Consider the following 20,069-nt stretch of genomic DNA (forward strand, 5'->3'; position numbering starts at 1 on the left):
CTTCACGCCTGCCATTCCCACCGGTCGCTTTCGAAGCCATGGAGAAAGGTTTCCAGCGGGGAGAGCACGGTTTGCCGCTGGCCGTCCATGACGGCGTGGACCCGGTAGTGGCCGCTGGATTCGGTGGGGCCATCGGACGAGTGGAGGGTGGGCTGGTGGTAGTGGACCTCCACGGTTTGGAAAGGGAGTTGGCGGGGGCGAATCGGCAGGCCGGCGATCGTCAGCCGCTTGGTCAGGATGCCGTCCTCCGTGGTGATCCGCAGGGAATGGGTGAGGGTGAAGACCGAGGCGGCGGCCACCCCGGCCAGGAGAGCGAGGACCAGCCAATCGGCTTTCAACTCGAAAAGGGAGAGAACCAGGCTGCCGAGGAGGGCCAGGAGGAGTCCGAGCAGGCCCAGCACCACGCAGGCGATGAGGCGTCGGACGACCAACCGGAAGCTGAAACGGGTGGCAAAGCGGAACTGGGTGTCCCAAGGATCGGCGGTCATGGCGCGGGCGGAGAATGGTGGGAGCAATGCCTGGATGCAAACTTGATGCGGTGGCGTGTTGGCATTCAATGGTGGTGGAAATTCGACCATGGCGAGAATCGTAACGATGACCTTCATCGGCACCTGGAGGAGCGGGGCGGACCCGGCCCGGCAACTGGTGGATTTCATCGCGGAGAACGGCGGCAATCCCGGATACGATGGCCGCCTTCTCGGCATGGCGGGGACGGGCGACGAGGTGGAGGTCGTGGAGCACGCATGGGGAGACGGAGATCCATGGGAGGTGTTGCTGCGGCTTTTCCGTGACGAGGGCTGGAACCTGCTCCATTGCCGGTTCGTGATTCAGGGCGTGGAGCGATACTATGCTCTTTCTCCGTCCAATAGCCGCCTGGAGCTGACCATTCTGGCGAACCGGGAAGTATTGGCTGACGGGACGCTGGACTTCAATTGGCACTATTCCCACTGGAAGCCGCGCGTGGCACGGCTGATGAACGTGGAAGCCGCGCGTGGCACGGCTGATGAACGTGGAGGCCGTGGAGTTTCTGGACGCGGTGTAGGGAGGGACGCTGGATCGCGACCGGGCCGGGGATTTTCATGATCCCCGTGGTTGCCCGGAGCTTTTCCGTCGCGGGGCGGTTTTCGGGAATCGTCGCAAGTGCCTCCGTCCGTGGCCTTCGCGGGGTTTTCAAATCCGGAAACCCTCCGTCTTGACGCCGCGCCCGCCGCGGGGAAGCATCCCGCCGATGTCCGATTCCACCCGCACGTTCTCCAGTTTGATGCTCGACGGCCCCGACCGCGCGCCCAGCCGCGCGATGCTGTATGCCGTCGGATTCGAAAAGCAGGATTTCCAGAAGCCCATCATCGGCATCGCCTCCACCTGGAGCGAGGTCACCCCGTGCAACATCCACATCAACAAGCTCGCCGAGGAATCCTCGAAGGGCGCGGATGCGGCGGGTGGCAAGGCAATCATCTTCAACACCATCACCATCTCGGACGGCATCTCCATGGGCACCGAGGGGATGAAGTACTCGCTGGTGTCCCGCGAGGTGATCGCGGACTCGATCGAGACCGTGGTCGGCTGCGAGGGCATGGACGGCTTCGTGGCGATCGGCGGCTGTGACAAGAACATGCCCGCCTGCGTGATGGCGATGGCCCGCCTGAACCGCCCGTCCGTGTTCGTCTACGGCGGCACCATCCTTCCCGGCTGCGCCACCATCAAGGGCGACAAGAAGAACCTCGACATCGTTTCCGTGTTCGAAGCCGTGGGCAAGCACGCCAACGGCGAATACTCCGATGAGGAGCTGGAAACGGTGGAGTCCTGCGCGATTCCCGGCCCGGGTTCCTGCGGTGGCATGTACACCGCGAACACCATGGCCTCCGCCATCGAGGCGCTCGGCATGTCGCTGCCGAACAGCTCGTCCCAGGCCGCGATCTCGGACGACAAGCTGCGCGATTGCTTCGACGCCGGTGCCGCCGTGCTGCACCTGCTCAACAACAACATCCGCCCGCGCGACATCATGACCAAGGAGGCGTTCGAGAACGCCATCACCGTCCTCATCTCGCTCGGCGGTTCCACCAATGCCGCGCTGCACCTTCCCGCCATGGCCCACGCCGCCGGGGTGGACATCTCGCTGGATGACTTCGAGCGCATCGGCAAGCGCGTGCCGCTGCTCGCGGACCTGAAGCCATCCGGCAAGTACTCGATGGCCGAACTGGTCGCCATCGGCGGCACCCTGCCGCTGATGAAGATGCTGCTGGATGCCGGACTGCTCCACGGCGATTGCCTCACCGTCACCGGCCGCACGCTGCGCGAGAACATCGAGAAGCTCGCGAAGCCCTATCCGGAAGGGCAGGAAATCATCCGCCCGCTCTCCAACCCGATCAAGAAGGACAGCCACCTGCGCATCCTCTACGGGAACCTCGCCGAAGGCGGCGCGGTGGCGAAGATCACCGGCAAGGAAGGCGAGCTCTTCACCGGCAAGGCCCGCGTGTTCAACTCCGAGGACGACGCCATGAAGGCCATCCTCGCCAAGCAGATCAAACCCGGCGACGTGATCGTCATCCGCATGGAGGGACCGAAGGGTGGTCCGGGCATGCGCGAGATGCTCGGGCCGACCAGCGCCATCATGGGCCTCGGCCTCGGCAAGACGGTCGCCCTGATCACGGACGGCCGTTTCTCCGGCGGCAGCCACGGTTTCGTGGTGGGCCACATCACCCCGGAAGCCTTCGTCGGCGGCACCATCGCCCTGCTCAAGGACGGTGACGAGATCACCATCGACGCGCAGAAGAACCGCCTCGACGTGAAGCTCAGCGCCGAGGAACTGGCCACCCGCAAGGCCGCCTGGGTCCAGCCGGAGCCGCGCTACCGCCGTGGCGTGCTGGCGAAATACGCCAAGCTCGTCACCAGCGCCAGCGAAGGCGCCGTGACCGACAAGGGCCTCTGAGTCCTTCATTCCACCGCCCCGCGCCATGGGAAAGGCAACCGATCCTCTTCCCTCTGGCGTGCGGGTGGCGGTGGTGGGGCTCAGGATCTTTTCCTGGGCCATCATCGGCCCCATCACCATGATGGGGCTGGTGCCTTTGGTGGGCCTTTTCCTTTTCGGCCCCACCGATCCGAGCCATCCGTGGTGGCTATTGGACGCTTCCGCGCTGATCGTTCTGCTTCCGATCCTGATCGGATTTTCCATGCAGACCTTCGCGGACGGGCTGGAACAGGCCCATCGTCATCACGGCGGTATCACGGATGCGGTGCGGTGGTGGAAATTTGCCACCACGGCGGCCAATTGGGGGATGTGGATTTCCTTGGGACTGGTCGTCACCGGGCTCCGCGAGTTGGTCTCCGGGGGACGGTACGATCCGGCAGCCATCGGCGTGTGGATTGGCCATCTCGCGTTGTTCACCGGAGCGATCTTCCTCTGGCGTTGGCTGAAACGGCGCTTTCGCGAAGAATTCGCCTTGCGACCGTTGGCGAGCCCCATCCGATCGCGGGGAGAGGCTCCGCCGATGATTCGAAAGCACGTGAAGCCATCCGGCGATCCGAAGGAAGAATAGTCCGTGTTTGACCCTTCTGGTGGAGGCGCAGGGAATCGAGTCGCCAACCGGCGATAGGGATGATGGAATGGGCTTGGAAGGATCGTCTTGGAAGATGAATGGCAACTTCCCAGCAAGGCCGGATCGCGCGGAGCTTCCCCTGGGGGTCTGGGTGGCAGTGGGGTTTCTCAGGATTTTCTCTTGGTGCATCGTTGGGCTGACCTGCTTGGGTGGGCTTGCGCTGTTTCTGAGCTGGTGCTTTTTCGGGCTGGAGTGGGAAAAGGGTTGGTGGGCCGTGGATCTGCTGGCGGCTATCATTCTGATCCTGTTGTTGATCGGGTGTTTCGTGGATGCGTTTGCGACCGGGCTTCTGCACGCGCATCGTCACCGGAGTGGAGTCGTCGATTCTCTCCGCTGGCTGAGGTTCGCGTCCGCTGCTGCGGGACGGGTGAAGTGGTTGGCCCTGGTGCTCATGTTGGCATGCATGTATCTGGTGGTGGCTTGTTTGGGCGTGGACAACGGCCCGCCGTTGCCCACGGTGATCGCGGTCCTGACCGGGCATGCGGCCTTGCTCGCGGGAATGATCTTCCTCTGCCGTTGGCTGAAAGAATGTGTCCAGAAGGAGCTGGCGTTGCGGCGGCTTGTGATTCCGGGAGCGGCCATGCATGATGCTCCACCGACGGGAGGGACGACGCCTGTTCCTTCCCCGGACTTGAAGGATGAGTAGGGTATGGCTCAACAACCCAGGTGGCTACCGGTTTCCGCGCCTCATGCGGGCGCTGGTGCTGCCTCTGCGGGTGGTGTCGGTCTTGTTCGTGACCGCGGCGCTTGTCGTGCCGGTGGTGATGTGGGCGAAATCGTGGGCGGGAATGTCGTTCTCCGAATGGTTCGTGCCGGTGCAGGGCGGGGTGGTTGGTTCGGTTGTGGGAGTGGTGGTGGGATGCGTGATGTGGAGATGGGCCTCGTCCATCGAGCATCGCTTCAGCTCCCTGAAATCCGCCATGATCTGTGGTGGCTTGAACTGGTTGAATTGGTGGTCGCTGGTGTTGGTCCTGTGTTGCGGGATTCTCGGCGGGCTCGCGCTGTTGTGTGTGGCCGCGGTGATCTGCCATTTCATCGGGATGCCAGGACCGTCCTTGACTGTCGCCACGGTTTCGCTGGGCGGTTATCTGGTGGTCTTCATGGTGGTGGGTTTGAGGGCGTGGATTCTCCATCGCATTCTTTCCCAGATCGGATCCGGGCAAAGAACCAGCCATGATCGGTGAAAGAGAAGTCCACAACGACGTCAGGAGAGAAACCGCTGGCTCTCGGAGTCTGGTGGGCGCTGTGGATCGTGAGGGCTTTCGCGATGCTCCTGAATTGGAGCGCGATCGTGGTGATGGTGATCCTGTCCGTGACCGTGCTCGTCATGGCCGGGATGGAGAACCAGCCGCCTTGGTTGTTTGATGTGGTCCTTGCGGGTGGGGGCTTGCTGCTGCTGTTAGGGAATGTGATGCTCGTCTTCGCGGCGGGGATCGAACGCGCGCAGAGGACCAGTGGCGACGCTGTCCCCCAAATGTCCGGGGGAGTATGGTGGCGGTTCCTGCGGCATGCGGTCGGTGATGTGCGCGACGGACTTTTCGGAGGAGTGGTCGCCGGGGGCATCATGATCGGGTTCCAGATGTTCCTAGGGAGAGCGGTTGGACATCATGCATCCTATGTCATGGTGCATCTGATATCTGCGATCGGCATGGTGGCGGTCCATCGGCGGCTGGTTGCGTGGCGGGAGAGGGGGATTGAATCCCAAGGCGGATCAGGGATGTCCCGCGACGCCGGGGACGTCCCATAACCTTGATTTTCTCCACGGAACCCGCACCGTGGGATGAAGATGAAATGGATGCTCGCCGCCGCCTTGCTCGTTGTCCCGTTGCAGGCTCAGGAGAAAAAAACGTGGAGCATGTCGGCGGAGGACGAGAAGCAATTGGAGCGCGAGAAGATCCTCATCACGCCCAACACCTACAAGCGGATCGATCACGCCTACCGTGGGACGGGCGGGGAATTCATCACCAGTGACACGGTGATCGCCGCTTGGAACGTGCTGCTGGGGCAGTCGCTGCAACTGCTGGACCGGCGTTGCGCGGCGGTCCTGGCGGAGGATTTGGATGTTGCCTTGAAATCCCTGCCCACCGAACCGCCGGAAGTGATGAAGCGCGAGGATTTCGACGCCGCCTTGCGCAAGGCGAGGTTGATTCTGGGAGTGGCCTGCAGGTTGGACGGAGGGGCTTGGAAAGCGGGGGACGCGGAGCTCGATAACCTGATTGCGGAGGAGGCGAAGCGGATCGAAAGCGCGCAGGGCTCAACCTTGCCGGGCTGGCTGACACAGGGGGAAGCCACCCCTGTCCGGGCGTTCGATTATGCGGTGTTCAAGCCGATGGCGGCTTATGCGGGTGTCGAGGCAATGGAGCGTCACTACCGGACGGTACGATGGTTGCAGTATGCGTCCTTGGCACCCAGCAACACGGTCAACCAGATCACGAACAAGCTGCTTCAGGAGGCAACCAAGCGGCGACAATCATTCGAGGTTTTCTCCGGAACCACGGAAATGCTTTTCGGGCCCATGCTGGAGGACGAAAAGGAATTCGCGAGACTCTCGGTGATTGCCCCGGGGAGAGGGCTGGATGTCAGGCTTTTCGAGATGAGCACCACGGTCCAGCGTCCCTGGCCCGATCCCGTGGAGGTGATGGCACTGGCGGGCATGCCTGCGGCCGGGAAGATGCTTGCATCGGAGGCCACCGTGACGAGCGCGATCGCGGTGGTCCGGTCCAATTCCGAGTCCTGGCCCGTGCCGCTTGTCCAATCCTACCTCGGCGCCATGGGTGCCTTGTCGGATACCGCGGCGGACGATTTGCCCGCGTTCATGAAATCGGAGGCATGGCAGAGGAAGAGTCTCAACACCGGGTTGGCCGGCTGGGCGCAGTTTTGCCACGCGACGGCGTTGAACCGCGGTATCGCGATGAGTCCGTTCGGCATGGTGCAGGATCCTCCCCGATCCTTCGTGGAGCCGAACCCCGAGTTCTTCCATCGATTCGGGCTGTTGGTTTCAGAGGCGATCCAAGGGGTTCTCCGGCTCGAAGGTCAATCCCGCAAACCGGAAATCACCGATGAGATCGAATTCCAAATGACGGTCCAAAAATGGCTGGGATTGAAAGACCTCTGCCAGGATCTGGAGAACCTTGCCCACAAGCAGTTGAGGGGGCTCGACCTTTCAACGAGGGATCAACAGCTTCTCGACGGGTTTGGGCCGCGCTTGGGTCACTATTTGGAGCGGGGCCAGGAAGCTGACGATGAGGCCCCGCGGGTGGCGGTGGGATACAGCCGGCCCGGTGTCGGCGTCCTGCTCGTGGGCACGGGACGTCCGCAGCAGATCCTCGTCCGCTATCCATGGAAGGGGAAGGAACTCGTCTGCCATGGCGCGGTGCTGCCGTTCCGCTCGATGCAATCGGACCGGGTGCTTTCCGACCAGGAGTGGAAGGAGTTGCTCGACAGCCCGCAGGCTCCGAAGCCACCGGAGTGGTTGAAGCCGATTCTGGCGAAATGATGGCAAGGGGGCATCGGGAGGTGGAACCGTGGGACAGGAATCCTCTGCCCCGCGGCGTGCGGGTGGCGGTGTGGTTGCTGCGGTCGTGCGGCTTGCTCTTCAAGGGGCTCGCGATGTTCACGGGGATGGTTTCCATCCCCTCGGTGTTGGTCGCGATGTGGATGGAACAGGTGCTGATCTGGTGGTTGGATGGCGTGTTGCTGGTGGCGGGGGGATTGTGGGGGATCGGGGCCGCGATGCGGTTTTTCGGGCGGTCGATCGAGGACGCCCATCGGCGCCTGACACATGGGGCCACGGGAGGTGGGGCGATTGATTGGCCGCGCGTCTTCCTGACGAGGGGGCTGGGTGTGGCTTCCGACGCCATCGGTGGTCTCGGAGTCGTGCTGGTCCTGTATGCGGTGGTGCTCTGGATCCAACGGGAGGATGGTTGGCTGGAGGGGGGCTGGGGTTTCGTTCACGTGGCGATCGGCGGGGGCTTCGCGTGGCTAGGGGAGAGGCTGGAGCGCTCCGCGACGTGACTTTTCTGAAAAAGCGGTAACGCGGGCGAGGTATGGCGACACTGCTTGTTGTCCGCTCGGGTTTCCGTGCCGTGGCTTCTTGAACATGATTCTTTCCTTGAACGCGTGGTGCCGGTCCGTCTGGGGACTGGCGATGGTGTCTCCGGCCTTGGCGGGGGTGGACCTGACTTTCGACAACCTCAGCGGCCTGCCGCCCGCGGAGGTGCATGTGATGTTCGGCGGGATGAGCACGGCGGATTTCTCCGGCACCTGCCATGGGCAGGCGCTGGAGGTGAAGCGGGACTACACGCTGGCGGACTTCGGCGGCCAGCCGGTGACGATCTCGCGGCTGTGGGGAGGGAAAATCTTCATCTCCTACGGAGCCGGGCTGATCGCGGGATCGCCGCATCCCGGCTACCCGGACTTCCAGCCGCTCAGCGGCGATCCGGCGACGAAGGTGCGCTGGGACAAGATCGAGCTGTCCTACTGGGACGGCCACCACAGCGGCGTGAACCTGTCCGCGGCGGATTTCTACAGCATCCCGATGGCGGTCACCACCACCCGCGCGGGCGCGCCGGTGAAGTCGATCGGCTGGAGCAAGGTCACGCCGAGCCGGACGGTTTACCGTCGGCTGGTGGAGCTCACGGATGGCTCGGCGACGCAGTCGAACTGCCTCGTCGAGGCCGCCGGGACGGCGATTCCCTATGGCGTGTCCGTGCCGGTGAACGGGGTGGAGAAGAAATTGGTGCGGATCATCAGCCCGGCGAACGTCCGACTCGATCAGCCGAACCCGTATCCGGCCATCGCCGTGCCGGTGGGCTCCACCGCGTGGATCACCGGGACCTATGGCGGTGTGGGAGGAAACGCCACCGCCACCCTGCCGGGCATCGCCTATGCCTGGCAGACCTACGACTTCACCTCGCGGGTGGCGGCCAATGGCGACCTGATGCTGACCGGTTCCGGCAGCCTGACCGGCAACGTGGTGCTCACGGTGAAGGCGGGGGATGTGGCGCAGGGGATGTATTCCAGCGCGCCTCCCTACTATCTTTCCAGTACCGGAAGCCTGGCGCACGACAACACCAACTGCGTCTACGACGCCGTGCTTTCGGACGTGATCGCGGCCTACAATCTGGGGTTGGTCAGCACCACCACCCCCGATCCGCGGCCGCAGGCGAACGTTTCCGGCCTGCCGATGGGCACGATGACGAGCGATGCCTGGTTCAGCCGCGGGCCGCAATACGGGCTCAACCCGCAGTTGAAACCGGCGTGGCTGTTCGGCTTCCTGCAGGCCGATCCGGCGCGCTACAACCGCTACGCCTCCTACCTTTCCAGTGTCACGGACGCGTATTCCTTTCCCTACACGGACAAGACCGCGGCCCCGTTCCTGGAGCTGCTCACGCCGGGGCAGGAGGCCACGGCACCCACCGGGATGACCATCACGCTGCTGCCGGACGATCCTTCCACGCTGACGTATGAGGGATGGAAGACCGCCCATTTCGGAGCGGCGGTTGCGACCCCGGCCACTTCAGGAGATCTGGCGGACCCGGACGGGGATGGGTTGGAGAACCTGCTCGAGTATGTGCTCGGGACCGATCCTTTGGTCGCGGGTCCCGGTTTCGCGGCATCTTCCTACTTCTCCAGCGGTACGGTGGAATGGACCTGCGACTTGAACGCCGGTGCCACCGGTATCCAGGTATCGGTGGAAGGGAGCGCGGATCTGCAAACGTGGACCGACGTTGCGGCGGAGTGCGCCGTTCTTTCGAATCAGGATGGCGTGAAGAAGGTGAAATTCACCGTGCGCACCGGCGGAGCCCTGCGCCAGATGTTCCGGCTGAAGGCGAGGCGGTGAGGCCGGGCAATGGTGGAGAGGCTTGGGAATGGATGGCTCGGTCCAGCCGTCGCCATTTCAATCCACAAACCTCTCCACGCTCGTCCATTGGGCGGGGATTGTTGCATGTCAACCCCCGCTTTGGTCATTGCATCATACCCGGGAAATCACCTCAGGGGGTGTCCGAAACGGTGGCGCGGATGAACACCCGGCTGTTGTCGATCGGACTGGAGAATGGAATGTAGAAGGACCGGTAGCTCCAGCCGCCATCCAGCGGCTTGTCCACGGGCAAGGTGCCCTGGACGTTGGCGATGTCGGTGGGATTGGTGACCGGGTCCACATTGACGGACCAATCGGTCAGGTCGATGCCGCCTTGGATGCGATAGACCACGCCATCCTGCATGGTGGAGGTTTCTTCACCGGGGCCTCCGTTGAAAAGGGTGCCATTGCGCACGGGGAGGGTGATGGTGAGCACCGATTGCGAGCCCACCGTCGCGACCTTGGTCACGATCCGGCCGTCGTTGGTGGAGGACATCGGATTGCCATCGAACGCGAACTCATACAGGTTGTTGCGACCGTCGTGGTCCGGGTCGTCGGACAGGCCATTGTTGGTGCCCGCGGTGAGTCCTTTCGTGGATGCCCAGACGGCGTAAGGCGAGCCGCCCGCGGTCACCTGCAGGATGCCGGTACCGGTGAAGCGGGCGTCCTTGTGGTCCGCGGTGGAGGCAGGCGAACCCCAGGTGCCGGATGCCTGCTGGACACCGCCGATGAAGAGCTGTCCGACGGTGTCGGTGCCGGTGAAGTTCAGCTCCACCGTGGCACCGGAGTCGGCGACGTTCAGGATGGAGGAGTCCGCGAGCGTGGGATTGGTGAACGACAGGATGCCGGCGTTCACGGTGGTGTCACCGGAGTAGGTGTTCGCACCGGAGAGGATCGTCTTGCCCACGCCGTTCTGGATCACGGTGCCGGTGCCGGAGATGGCACTGGCCACGGTGAGGTTGGTGGTCGCGTCGCGGTTGAAGACGAGCACGCCGTTGTTCACCACTCCGTTTGAGCCGAGCGAGCCAGTGGCCCCGCCATTGCCGACCTGGAGGGTGCCCGCGGCGAGGGTGGTGAGGCCGGACCAGGTGTTGGCGCCGGTGAGGATGGTCTTGCCCGCGCCGTTCTGGGTGACCGTGCCGGTGCCGGTGAGATTGCCGGCGATGGTGATGGTGGAGGTGGCGTCGCGGTTGAGAACGAGGGCGGCGTTGTTGGTGATGTTGCCGGTGCCCGGGGTGCCGGAGGCCCCGCCGTCTCCGATCTGGAGGGTGCCCGCGCTGATGGTGGTGGTCCCGGACCAGGTGTTGGTGCCGGTGAGCAGGAGGGTGCCGGTGCCGGTTTTGGTGAGGCCGCCGGTGTTCGAGACCGTGCCGCTGATCGCGAGGTCGGCGGCGGTGTTGGCGGTGACATCGGCGACGTTGAAGTTGCCGGTGTTCACGAGGCTCACCTTGGCGCTGATGGTGGTCGCGGTTGTGCCGGTGATGGCGATGTTGCTCGCCGCGCTGGTGCGGAATTCATTTACGCCGTTTACCGTAGCTCCGTTGAACGTGACCACGTTGAAATACTGCTCGCGGGTCAGGGTGAGGGTGCCGCCGTTGATCGTGACCGAATCGTTGAAGGTGACGTTGTCACCACCAAGCGCGTGCGGAGATGTGACTTCGAGAGCCGCTCCCGCGTTCACGGTCACCGAGCCGGTGCCAAGGATCTTGTCGGTTCCGAACGCACCCGCTCCGACCTGGACGAGTCCCTGGTTCACGATGATGGTGGTGGGCAGCATGTTGGCGGCCGCCCCGCCATTGAGGACGAGAGTGCCCGCGCCGGTCTTGGTGAGGGTCTGCCCCGTGCTCACGGAGAGGGCGGAGCTGAGGGTCAGGCTTCCGGCATCGCTCTGGATCTGGGTGGAACCGGTGAGGGTCACCGCGCCGCCATAGATGTTGGTGCCGCTCACATTCCGCAGCGCGCCATTGCCCGAATCACCGGTGCCGGCGATGGACAGGGTTTCGGCTCCGATGGTGATGCCGCCCTGGATTTCGAGCGCCGCGCCGGACGCGACCGTGGTTCCCGCGGCGGTGGTGCCGAGGGCGGTGGCGCTTTGGATGTTCAGCGTGCCCGCTCCGATGACGGTGGCTCCGGTGTAGGAATCGGCACCGGTGAGGGTGATAGTGCCGATGCCGGTCTTGCTGACGCTCACGCTGCCGGTGCCGTTGTCGGCGATGATGGAGCTGATCGAGGCCGGTATGGTGGAGGCATTGCCGAGGGCGAGGGAACCGGCGGTGTTGTCCGCGCCGCCCGCGGTGAGGGTGCCATCGGTGAGGGTGAGTCCGGCCGTGCCGGTGGCCGCGCCGATGCTGCCGGAAGGTCCGACCCGCAGGGTATTGCCGGTGCCGACCGAGACGGTGGCGGCACCATCGGTGGAGGTATTGTTCAGCGAGCTGATGTCGGTGGTCCCGGTGGCGGCCAGGATGACCGGACCGGTGGTGCCACCATTGAGGATGCGGATGTTCCGGCTGGCATCCGAGGTGATGATGCCACCGAGACGGAAGATATCGGTGAAGGCGGAGTAAACGATGATGTTGCCATTGCCATCGTTCGCGGCCTGCTGGCCGAGGATGGTGACACCGGGGAGGATGCCATTGACGTTCGGCGAGGTGGTGGTGGCGATGCCGAGGCCGCCGATGTCGAGCTGGCCGCTCACGCGGGTGATCGTGCCGAGCGCGATGGTCGCGGTGCCGGAGGTGCGGGTGAGCGAGACGGAGCCGTTGATGGTGGTGCCGGCGACGATTTCGTTGTGGCTGCCACCGGAGAGATCGAGGGTGCCCGCGGTGAGGATGAGCGTGCCTCCGTCCGGGAGCTTCGAGGTATTCGACGAGGAATAATCGAGCGTGAGGGTGTTCGAGCCGGCCTTGGTGACGCTGCCATTGCCGGTGATGGTATTGCTCAGCGTGACGGCATCGGAGCGGTTGATGGTCACGTTGCCGTTGTTGGTGATCGGCGTGTTGAGCGAGCCGGTGGTGCCGCCATTGCCGATCTGGAGGGTGCCGCCGTTGACGGTGGCGGTGCCGGACCAGGTGTTGGGACCGGCGAGGACCAGCGTGCCCGCATTGACCGTGCCACCGGCGATGGTGTTGGTGCCGCTGAGGGTGAGAGTGCCGGTTCCGCTCTTGGTGATGAGTCCGGAGCCGTTGGCCGCCAGGTCCGCCGCAGTGAGTGTGTAAATGTAGGCTGTGGCGGCGGTGGTGGAACCGCCGCCGGAGAAGGAGAAGGTGACGGTGTCCCCGGCGAGGTAACCCTTGCCCGGGCAGGTGAGAGTCACGCCGGTCACCACTCCGCCGGTCACCACCGCATTTGCCATCGCACCGGTGCCGGTGCCGCTGGTGGTCACGGCGACGAGTGGCGCTCCGATGTAACCGGCACCTCCGGCGGAGGGAACGGAGATGGTGCCTCCGCTTGGATAAATGCCGTTTCCAGTAGCGGTCTGGAGATTGCCGGAAATCGTGGCGGTGAAGGTCTGGCTGTCCACCGTCAAGCCGCCGTTGTAGACGTTGATGGTGTTCATCGTGTTGTCGATGAGCGTGAGGCCGGCGGCATTCGCCTTCAGGGTGCCACCATTGAGATTCAGGGTGCCGGTGGCGGTTCCGGTTCGGTTGATGCTGCCGGCGTTGAATTGAACCGTGCCGCTGTTGAGGTTCAGGATACCGGTCGGGGTTCCCGCACCTCCGGTTTGGATTCCGTTCGCGCTGTTGGCCACCACCGTGCCGTTGCCACCTGCGGCAGTGCCGATGTTCATCACACCCTTGGCGGTGCCGCCGTTGCCGAGGATGAACCAAAAGCTGCCGGAGGGCCCGTTCAAGGTTCCGCCGGTGATGGTCGCCACACCGGAGGGTGCGGTGCCTTGGTTGCCGCCGACGACGAAATAGCGGGTGCTGGTCACCGTTCCGCCGCTCTGGTTGAACACTCCGAGACCAGCGGTGTTGTCTCCAACCCGGATGCCCGAAGAGCCCGGGATATTCATCGTGCCACCGGAGATGGAGTAGGAGCCGTAGCCGCCGTTGCCGACCATCAGGTAGGCCGCGTTGTTCATCCAACCCGTGGAACCGGAGGTCTGGTTGATCGCGCCAGCTCCGTTCGCGGAGGCTCCGGTACCGCCGAGGTTGACCGAGCCATAGTGATTCACGGTTCCGGAGGAACCAAGGTTCAGGACCGCACGGCTGCCGGAAGCGGTGCCCAGGTTCAGGCCGCCCGCCGTAGCGGTGCTGGTGAGGGCACCAGAACCCGTATAGGCCACCGTGCCAGCACTGATGGTGGTGTAGCCCGTGTAAGTGTTTACGCCTGACAAAGTCAGGGTGCCGGTGCCGGTTTTGGTGAGGCCGGTGGCGGCGGTGGTACCAAGGGTGCCGACGAGCGCCGAGGAGATGGAGGCATCGGCGTTGGCGACGAGCGCCGGAGTGGTGCCGGAAAGAGTGATGGTGTTGCCGCTGATCGTATAGCCCGCGTTGTTGAAGGTCAGGGCGTTCGCGTTGACCGCGGTGGTCAGCGTGATGGTGCCGATGCCGGTCGCGCCGAAGACAGCTTGGTCACCGGTGGCATTGCCCCAGATGGCGGCGGTCCAGTTGGTGGTGGTGGTGTCCCAGTTCGAATTGGTGCCGGCGTCCCAGGTGAAGACCGTGGCGTGGAGCGAAGGGGCGAGCAGCGCGAGGCAGATGAGGGTGGACGCGCGGGAGAAAAGACGGTGGGCTTTCATGGGTATGTCAGATGGTTCAGCAATGAACGATCGGCCGTATGAATGCGGGGCCGACCCATGCGAACTGCCGGCCGACTCCCCAGGTTTAGTCGGGAGCGAAATTTTTTTCGCCCGGCGCGTGTTGTCACAGACCGGCACGGTGGCACCCACCGGGGGCCGTGCAGCCTGGAAAGAAAAAGGGGCCGTCGGATTTGACGGCCCCTGTGATTCGGTGGCCCGCGGCGGGGCCTGGACATCCGCGCGTGCGGCGGTCGCTCACGGATTGACGATCCGGACGGAAATGCGTTTCACCGCAATATCACCGCCATCCAGATTATCAATCGCCAGGGAGGCCGGGGTTTTGTCGGACTGGAAGGGAAGCTCAGTGAGCTGGTGACCATCGGCGTGGAAGGAGATGCGCCCCGCGATGGGATCACAACGCAGCACGATGCTCCTTTCCTCGAACACGGTGATCCCGGTGGCGGCGGATTCCTGGCCGGTGATATCGTTGCGGAGCTTCCAGCGGTGTCCGTCTCCCGCGGTGGCGAATGCCGTGCAGAGGGAGGTGCCGTCGGTTGCCTTGAGAGTGATGCCTTCGATGCCGCCCAGCCGCTCGCGCTTGTCCCACATTCTTGCCGGAGGCACCGTGAGCGCGGTCAATTCGGTGACATGCCGCGTGTTCCTGGTGGCAGCCGGAGCGAAGTCGGCCCGGATGTTCTTGAAGCCTTCGGAGGTATCGAGCCTGCCATTGCCGACCTTGGTGGGGAGAAGCTCCCCGATGACCTTCCACGGGCCTCCCGTGTCGGCGGGTTTTCCGTCCAAGGGGGTGCCAGCGGGATCGCTGAAGTCGTCCTCGAAGACAAGCGTGCCGGTCGCGGCCGGGGTGGTGGAATCCCGGCTATCGAGGGTCTCGTTTGCCTGCAGGATCGTCATCCCCTTGCCGTCCTGGCGGTCCACTTGGACCTGGCCGCTTGCCACCGAAATCAGGCAGGTGTGTGGTCCACTGAACTGAACCGTGAAATGGCTCACAGCGGGCTGGATGATCGCTCCGGCGGCCATGACCCTCAGGCCGGAATTGTCGGAGGTGGTGATGAACCCGGCCTGGCCATGGCGGACGATCACGGTGCCGTCGGCATCAGCCAGGGTCATTCCGGCAGGGGCCGTGAGACTGGCCTCGCTCGAGGAGCTGAAACGGACGGTGACCTGGCCGTCGGTGACGTCGAGGCGCTGGCCCGGCTTCAGCCGCACGGCGGTGGAGTCCGAGCCATCGATGGTGAAATGGCTGCCCGGTGATGAAGATAGGGCGACGGGATAGGGCCGCGAGATCTTCCAGACAAGCCCCGCCGCGCAGAGCACGAGGGCCGCGGCGGCCGCCTGCCAGATCCGGTGGCGGCGTGGTGGCGCGGCGGGAGTGAAGGGGACGGTCTTGTCCGCGGAGGCTTCTTCAGGCGCAGCCGCTCGCCCGGGTGTGCCGTGCAGGTCCACCAGCATCTGGTCGGTGCACAGCAGGTCGTAGTAGAGCCGCCGGGCTTTCGGATCCTCAAGCAGGACTTCCTGGAGCTTGGCCTGGATCTCGGCGGTGATGGAGCCATCGAGGAGCTCGTGAATCCATTTTTCGGTTTCTCGCGATGGATTCATGGCAGTTCCGGTTGGAGTTTGCTTTCGATGCACCGCTTCAGCGATGCCCGGAGCTGGTGAAGGCGGGCCTTCAGGGTGCCGACGCTGCGGTTGGTGCTGCGGGCGAGATCCTCCAAAGACTGGCTCGACCAATAGCGATGGCGGATGAGTTCGGAGTCTTTTTCGGTCACCTGCGACAGGCAGTCCGTCAGCGCCCGACGGCGCTCGGGGAGTTCGTCGACGACGGCGGGAAACTCCGTGGCGAAGAGGTCAAGGAGGGCCTCATCGAATGCGACGACACGGGACCGGCTGCGGGTGCGGAGGTAATGCTTCACTTCGAACCGGGCGACTTGGAAAGCCCAGTTTCTGAAACTTGAACCCAGGGTGAACTCGCTGCGTTTTTTCCAAAGCACGATGTTCACCGCCTGCCGGATATCGGAAGCGGCATCGAAATCCCCCGAAAGGGTCCGGATCAAATAGAACAGGTCGACCTGGCAATGGGTCAGCTCACGGACGAATTCGTCCAGGCTGTCCTCTTCGGGTGCTGCGAGGTCGGTCTGCATAGCGGCAGACCGCTTTAGCAGCCTCCCGGAAAATGCGCCATGGGATTTCGCGCGGAAAAAACCGGCGCGTGGTGGGGCGTGTCACTGCACGGGCAGTTCATCCGCCGGGACCACCGCGCGGGGTGGCAGGACTCCGTTGTCCTGGCGCGGCAGCGGATCGAGCACGGACGGCCCCGCGTCACGGGTGGCGGAGGGCTCGTCGTTCTTGAGCTTCAGCGGGCGGAAGGACTGGGAATGGGTGTCGAGCCGGAACTGCATCTCCATCAGGTCGCGGTTGGTTTCCGCCACCTGGTCGCGGAGGTCGCGGTTCTCCTGCTTGAGGGATTTGAGCTCCTCGAGCATGCCTTGGAAGAATTCCTTTGCGGGAGCGGAGGTGGTGTTGACGGGCCCCTGAGCCGGAGCGGCCGGAGCGGGACGGGCGGCGAGTTCCTGGGCCGGGGCCGTGGGTTTCGCTTTCGGCACCTCGGGCGCTGGCGCGGGCGCAGGCTTGGAAACCGGCGGGGTGACGACCACTTCCGGTGCGTGTTCCGCCTGCCAGGCGGTAACCTGCTGGTGCACGGTCCACCAATGCTGGCCACCGATGGCGACCATGGAGGCGAGAGCGAGACCGCAGAATCCGGGGACAAGGGAGGATTTCATCGCTTCTTGGGAGAGGTGGGCTCTTTGACGGGCGTCGCAACCGGGGGCACGGGCTCCGGCTCGGGCGCGGGAAGGGAGGCGAGCAGTTGCTGGAGACGGTCGATGGCGTCACCGAGATGCTTCGAATCGTCGTCGAGCTGGGCGACGGATTTGGCGAGGATGCCGCCGACCGCGCCGGGCTGGCTGTATCCCAGCGCGGGATCGAAGCCCGGCTCGTTCACGCTGAAGACTTCCTTGCCGTCCGCCAGCGGCACGAGGACGTGCGGGCGGATGTTGAGTGCGATCTTGGTGCCGGGCGCGAGTTCGACCTCTTTGTTGAAGGCGGGGGCGTTGCCCGAGGCATCGAACACCCAGCCGGTCGGCGGCGCTGCCAGCGGTTTGGCGGGGAAGGGGAACTTCAGCTTGATCTGGTTCGGGTCGATCGGACCCTTGCCGCCCTGCACGTCGACGACGCGGACGGTGACGCCTTTCTCCGGCTTTTCGGGGGCCGGGGGCAGCTCGTCCACCAGCAGCTTGGCGTCTTCCGGCGGCTTGCCGGTCACCAGCACGGGCGTGCCGTTGGCGTCTTCGACCGGTTTGTCGACCTTCGGCTCGGAGGGCTTGGGAGCCTTTGTTTCGACGGGCTTGGACATTGCCTCGTCGTCCAGAGGTTCGCCCTGGGGCTTGACCACGGGCGGGATCGGTGGGGTTTCCGCATCGTCCAGCACCACGGTGACCTCGTTGGTCTTCGGGCGGTTGCCGGAGTCGAGCCGCTGGAAGGCATCGATGGCCCGGTCGCGCTCGCGGTCGGCCGGTTTCGGCTTGAGATCCTGGGCGAAGCACGTCGGAGCGCCGAAAAGCAGGGTGCAGAGGATCAGGCGCGGCTTCATTTTCCGGAAGGTTGGAGGTTGATCGTCTCGGACGTGCCACCTGTGCCGATGGGGGCGTTGCTACCGGGGCGGTCCTGGTTACCGAGCAGGGACGGGCTGTCCGCCTGGAGGCCGAGCACGGGAGTAGAGCGCTCCAAGAGCTGGTTCCACGCATCTTCCAAGGCCACAGCCTCGGCACGCAGGGCGCGGGTCTTTTCCTGGTAGTCGGCGAGGCGGTTGAGCAGGTCGCGCGCGGTGGCGACTTCGGTCTTGGTCCAGCGCAGGTTGCGGCTGCGGTAGAGGACGGGCACCTTGAAATCGAGGCGCTTGATCACGCCGTTCGGGGCCTCGGCGGTCACCACGTGCTGGACGCTGTAGTTGCTCTCCTCATAGGTGCCGCTGGTGGACACCGGCGGTTTCGCGGAACCGCGGGACTGCACCACGGCGGGATCGCCCGGCAGGCGGTCGCTGGCCGGGCCGATGGAGGCGATCGAAGGCGAGGTGCCGGCGGGAATCAGCGGGGCCTTCACCACCGCCGGGCTGGGGCCGGAGGCTGCAGGGCTGCCCGCGGGCGGGGCGATGATCACCGGCTTGGTGAGGTAGAGGTAGCAAAAGGCACCCGCCACCGCGGTGCTGGCCAGCAGCATCCAAGGATACACCCCGCGTGCGGGCGATGCGCTGTTCTTCCGGTTCGAGTTCGAACGGGGGCCACCGGTCTGGGGCAGGGCCGTGGGAAGGACGGAGGGACCGGCGGGGTGCCGGTCGAGCATGCTGCCTTCTGCTGGAAGTGGTTTCATCGAGTCGCGGATTCAGGGCGAGGGGATTTCGCGTCAGGCGCGGCACCCTCGGATTTGGGGACGTTGGCTTGCTTCGGGGGGGAGGTGTTTTCCGGGGTGGGTTCGACGCCGATCGCCGTGGTGACGATGGTTTGGTCGGACACTCCGGGAAACGAAGTGATGGTGAGCGACTCGCGGGAAAGCCGCAAGTGGCGAAGCAGTCCACCGCTGTTGCTGGTGGCCTGGAGGCCCGGGATGACCTCCAGCGCGCCGCCGGGCGTGCGTTGGCGGCCGATGCCATCCGAGCGATAGATGGAAAAGGTGGAGCGTGCGTCTTCGTCGCCCTCCGCGGTGACGCGGATATCGATGCCATCCGTGTAAACGTGCAGCAGCATCGGCTTGATCGCGATGGGCGTGGCCTTTTCGCCGGTGAGTTTCAGCCGGGATTTCACCAGATAGTCGCCCACATGCCGGAATTCTTCCGCGATGCTGGTGCCGCCCGAGATCCACCAGAGGCAAGCAGCCAGCAGGGATGGGAAGGCGCGCTTCATCATGGGCCGGTGTCCCAGAGCAGGTCGGTGGTGCTTGCGGAAGGATCGTAGTAGCCGCCCGAACCGTTGTTGATCTTCGGAGGCGAAACCGTCACCGCGATGGTCAGGTTCGCACCGGTCAACGAGGTGACCGTCGGCATCGTTGTGGCTGCGTTCGGCAGATAGGGGATCAGCTTCGCGTTGGTCAGCGAGGCGAGCGTGGCGGTGGGATTGTCCGCCAGATACATGCGCTGGGCGGAATACACCGTGCGGAGCGTTTCGGAAGCCGTACGGCCGAGCTGCCAGTCCTTGATCTTGTTGTTGAAGAACAGGCCGGTGAAGGTCAGCGCCATCAGGATGCAAAGCACCATGGTCAACTCCAGCAGCGTGAAGCCGGAGGTGGCGAAACGGACTGGGCGGCGGGATCTCATCGCTGCAAAATACAATATGGTGTTTCCGTAGGCCTGAAAAGAAGGAAATCAGGATCGTACCTATCCCTTAAGGATCTTGAACGAGTCGAGGATGTTCGCCCGCATGTCGGGGTCCTCCCACAGCCGGATCAGGATGCCGACGAGGAAAAACAGCCCGGCCGCCATGCAGATACGGGTGATGACCAGCCAGGTCACGGAGCGGTTGTCCTTTGGCGCGATGTAGGGGACATACCAGGATTCCCGGTCCACCACGCGGGTGGTGAACATCTGGCCGTTCTGCTTGAGGACGCGGATCAATTTGTCCGCGTTCCTGGATTTCTTCGCCCGGTAGCGGTGTTTGAATTTCCGCCCGGGTTGGTCCGGGAGTTCCTCGTGACGCAGTCCACTCGGCAGGTCCTCCACGGGACGCATCGTGTAGACGTGCGTCTCGTGGACGAAGCTTTCGCGAAGCCAGCGGTCGAAGCGGGTGAGCTGCATGGCCGGGAAGGG

At 64.4% G+C, this 20,069-nt stretch carries 19 protein-coding genes; 9 read left to right on the forward strand and 10 right to left on the reverse strand.

Features of this window, described 5'->3' with window-relative positions; translation table 11 throughout:
- Positions 1 to 2 precede the first annotated feature (2 nt).
- The gene (locus llg_RS14640) at positions 3 to 488 is read right to left on the reverse strand and encodes a hypothetical protein (protein ID WP_338285418.1); all 486 of its coding nucleotides are present in this window, start codon (positions 486 to 488) and stop codon (positions 3 to 5) included.
- 106 nt (positions 489 to 594) lie between these two features.
- On the opposite strand from llg_RS14640, the gene llg_RS14645 reads away from it, so the two are divergent.
- The 9 genes from llg_RS14645 (at position 595) to llg_RS14685 (ending at position 9,438) form a co-directional block, all read left to right on the forward strand.
- Positions 595 to 1,083, forward strand: a complete 489-nt coding sequence (locus tag llg_RS14645; protein WP_338285419.1) for a hypothetical protein — start codon at positions 595 to 597, stop codon at positions 1,081 to 1,083.
- A 145-nt stretch (positions 1,084 to 1,228) separates the two neighbouring features.
- Complete coding sequence (ilvD, locus tag llg_RS14650; protein WP_338285420.1) at positions 1,229 to 2,929, forward strand: dihydroxy-acid dehydratase; 1,701 nt, start codon at positions 1,229 to 1,231, stop codon at positions 2,927 to 2,929.
- A gap of 58 nt (positions 2,930 to 2,987) precedes the next feature.
- Entirely contained in the window at positions 2,988 to 3,536 is a 549-nt protein-coding gene (locus llg_RS14655; protein ID WP_338285421.1) for a hypothetical protein, read from the forward strand.
- Between the two features lie 94 nt (positions 3,537 to 3,630).
- Complete coding sequence (locus llg_RS14660; RefSeq protein ID WP_338285422.1) at positions 3,631 to 4,242, forward strand: hypothetical protein; 612 nt, start codon at positions 3,631 to 3,633, stop codon at positions 4,240 to 4,242.
- Positions 4,235 to 4,780 carry a hypothetical protein gene (locus llg_RS14665; protein ID WP_338285423.1) on the forward strand — a complete coding sequence of 182 codons (546 nt, stop codon included), beginning with the start codon at positions 4,235 to 4,237 and terminating at the stop codon, positions 4,778 to 4,780. Before llg_RS14660 ends, llg_RS14665 begins: the two co-directional genes overlap by 8 nt.
- Entirely contained in the window at positions 4,777 to 5,343 is a 567-nt protein-coding gene (locus llg_RS14670) for a hypothetical protein (RefSeq protein ID WP_338285424.1), read from the forward strand. Before llg_RS14665 ends, llg_RS14670 begins: the two co-directional genes overlap by 4 nt.
- A gap of 39 nt (positions 5,344 to 5,382) precedes the next feature.
- Positions 5,383 to 7,092, forward strand: a complete 1,710-nt coding sequence (locus llg_RS14675; protein WP_338285425.1) for a DUF3160 domain-containing protein — start codon at positions 5,383 to 5,385, stop codon at positions 7,090 to 7,092.
- A 20-nt stretch (positions 7,093 to 7,112) separates the two neighbouring features.
- A complete protein-coding gene (locus llg_RS14680; RefSeq protein ID WP_338285426.1) occupies positions 7,113 to 7,610 on the forward strand; it encodes a hypothetical protein in 498 nt (165 codons plus the stop codon).
- A gap of 85 nt (positions 7,611 to 7,695) precedes the next feature.
- The gene (locus llg_RS14685) at positions 7,696 to 9,438 is read left to right on the forward strand and encodes a beta-1,3-glucanase family protein (protein WP_338285427.1); all 1,743 of its coding nucleotides are present in this window, start codon (positions 7,696 to 7,698) and stop codon (positions 9,436 to 9,438) included.
- 151 nt (positions 9,439 to 9,589) lie between these two features.
- On the opposite strand, the gene llg_RS14690 is transcribed toward llg_RS14685, so the two are convergent.
- The 9 genes from llg_RS14690 to llg_RS14730 form a co-directional block, all read right to left on the reverse strand.
- Complete coding sequence (locus tag llg_RS14690) at positions 9,590 to 14,197, reverse strand: autotransporter-associated beta strand repeat-containing protein (protein WP_338285428.1); 4,608 nt, start codon at positions 14,195 to 14,197, stop codon at positions 9,590 to 9,592.
- Positions 14,198 to 14,452: 255 nt separating this feature from the next.
- Entirely contained in the window at positions 14,453 to 15,814 is a 1,362-nt protein-coding gene (locus llg_RS14695) for a hypothetical protein (protein WP_338285429.1), read from the reverse strand.
- Positions 15,811 to 16,356, reverse strand: coding sequence for a sigma-70 family RNA polymerase sigma factor (locus llg_RS14700; RefSeq protein ID WP_338285430.1), 546 nt, complete (start codon positions 16,354 to 16,356; stop codon positions 15,811 to 15,813). Before llg_RS14700 ends, llg_RS14695 begins: the two co-directional genes overlap by 4 nt.
- 81 nt (positions 16,357 to 16,437) lie before the next feature.
- Positions 16,438 to 16,995 (reverse strand): hypothetical protein, encoded by a 558-nt coding sequence (locus llg_RS14705; protein WP_338285431.1) that lies wholly within the window; start codon positions 16,993 to 16,995, stop codon positions 16,438 to 16,440.
- The gene (locus tag llg_RS14710; protein ID WP_338285432.1) at positions 16,992 to 17,864 is read right to left on the reverse strand and encodes a hypothetical protein; all 873 of its coding nucleotides are present in this window, start codon (positions 17,862 to 17,864) and stop codon (positions 16,992 to 16,994) included. Before llg_RS14710 ends, llg_RS14705 begins: the two co-directional genes overlap by 4 nt.
- Complete coding sequence (locus llg_RS14715; protein WP_338285433.1) at positions 17,861 to 18,640, reverse strand: hypothetical protein; 780 nt, start codon at positions 18,638 to 18,640, stop codon at positions 17,861 to 17,863. The genes llg_RS14710 and llg_RS14715 overlap by 4 nt, the downstream gene beginning before the upstream one ends.
- A complete protein-coding gene (locus llg_RS14720; RefSeq protein ID WP_338285434.1) occupies positions 18,637 to 19,173 on the reverse strand; it encodes a hypothetical protein in 537 nt (178 codons plus the stop codon). The genes llg_RS14715 and llg_RS14720 overlap by 4 nt, the downstream gene beginning before the upstream one ends.
- Positions 19,170 to 19,580: a type II secretion system protein gene (locus tag llg_RS14725; RefSeq protein ID WP_338285435.1), complete on the reverse strand. Its 411-nt coding sequence runs from the start codon at positions 19,578 to 19,580 to the stop codon at positions 19,170 to 19,172. Before llg_RS14725 ends, llg_RS14720 begins: the two co-directional genes overlap by 4 nt.
- A 60-nt stretch (positions 19,581 to 19,640) precedes the next feature.
- A complete protein-coding gene (locus llg_RS14730; RefSeq protein WP_338285436.1) occupies positions 19,641 to 20,057 on the reverse strand; it encodes a hypothetical protein in 417 nt (138 codons plus the stop codon).
- Positions 20,058 to 20,069: the final 12 nt, after the last annotated feature.

It is taken from the genome of Luteolibacter sp. LG18 (assembly GCF_036322585.1).
GTDB lineage: Bacteria > Verrucomicrobiota > Verrucomicrobiia > Verrucomicrobiales > Akkermansiaceae > Luteolibacter.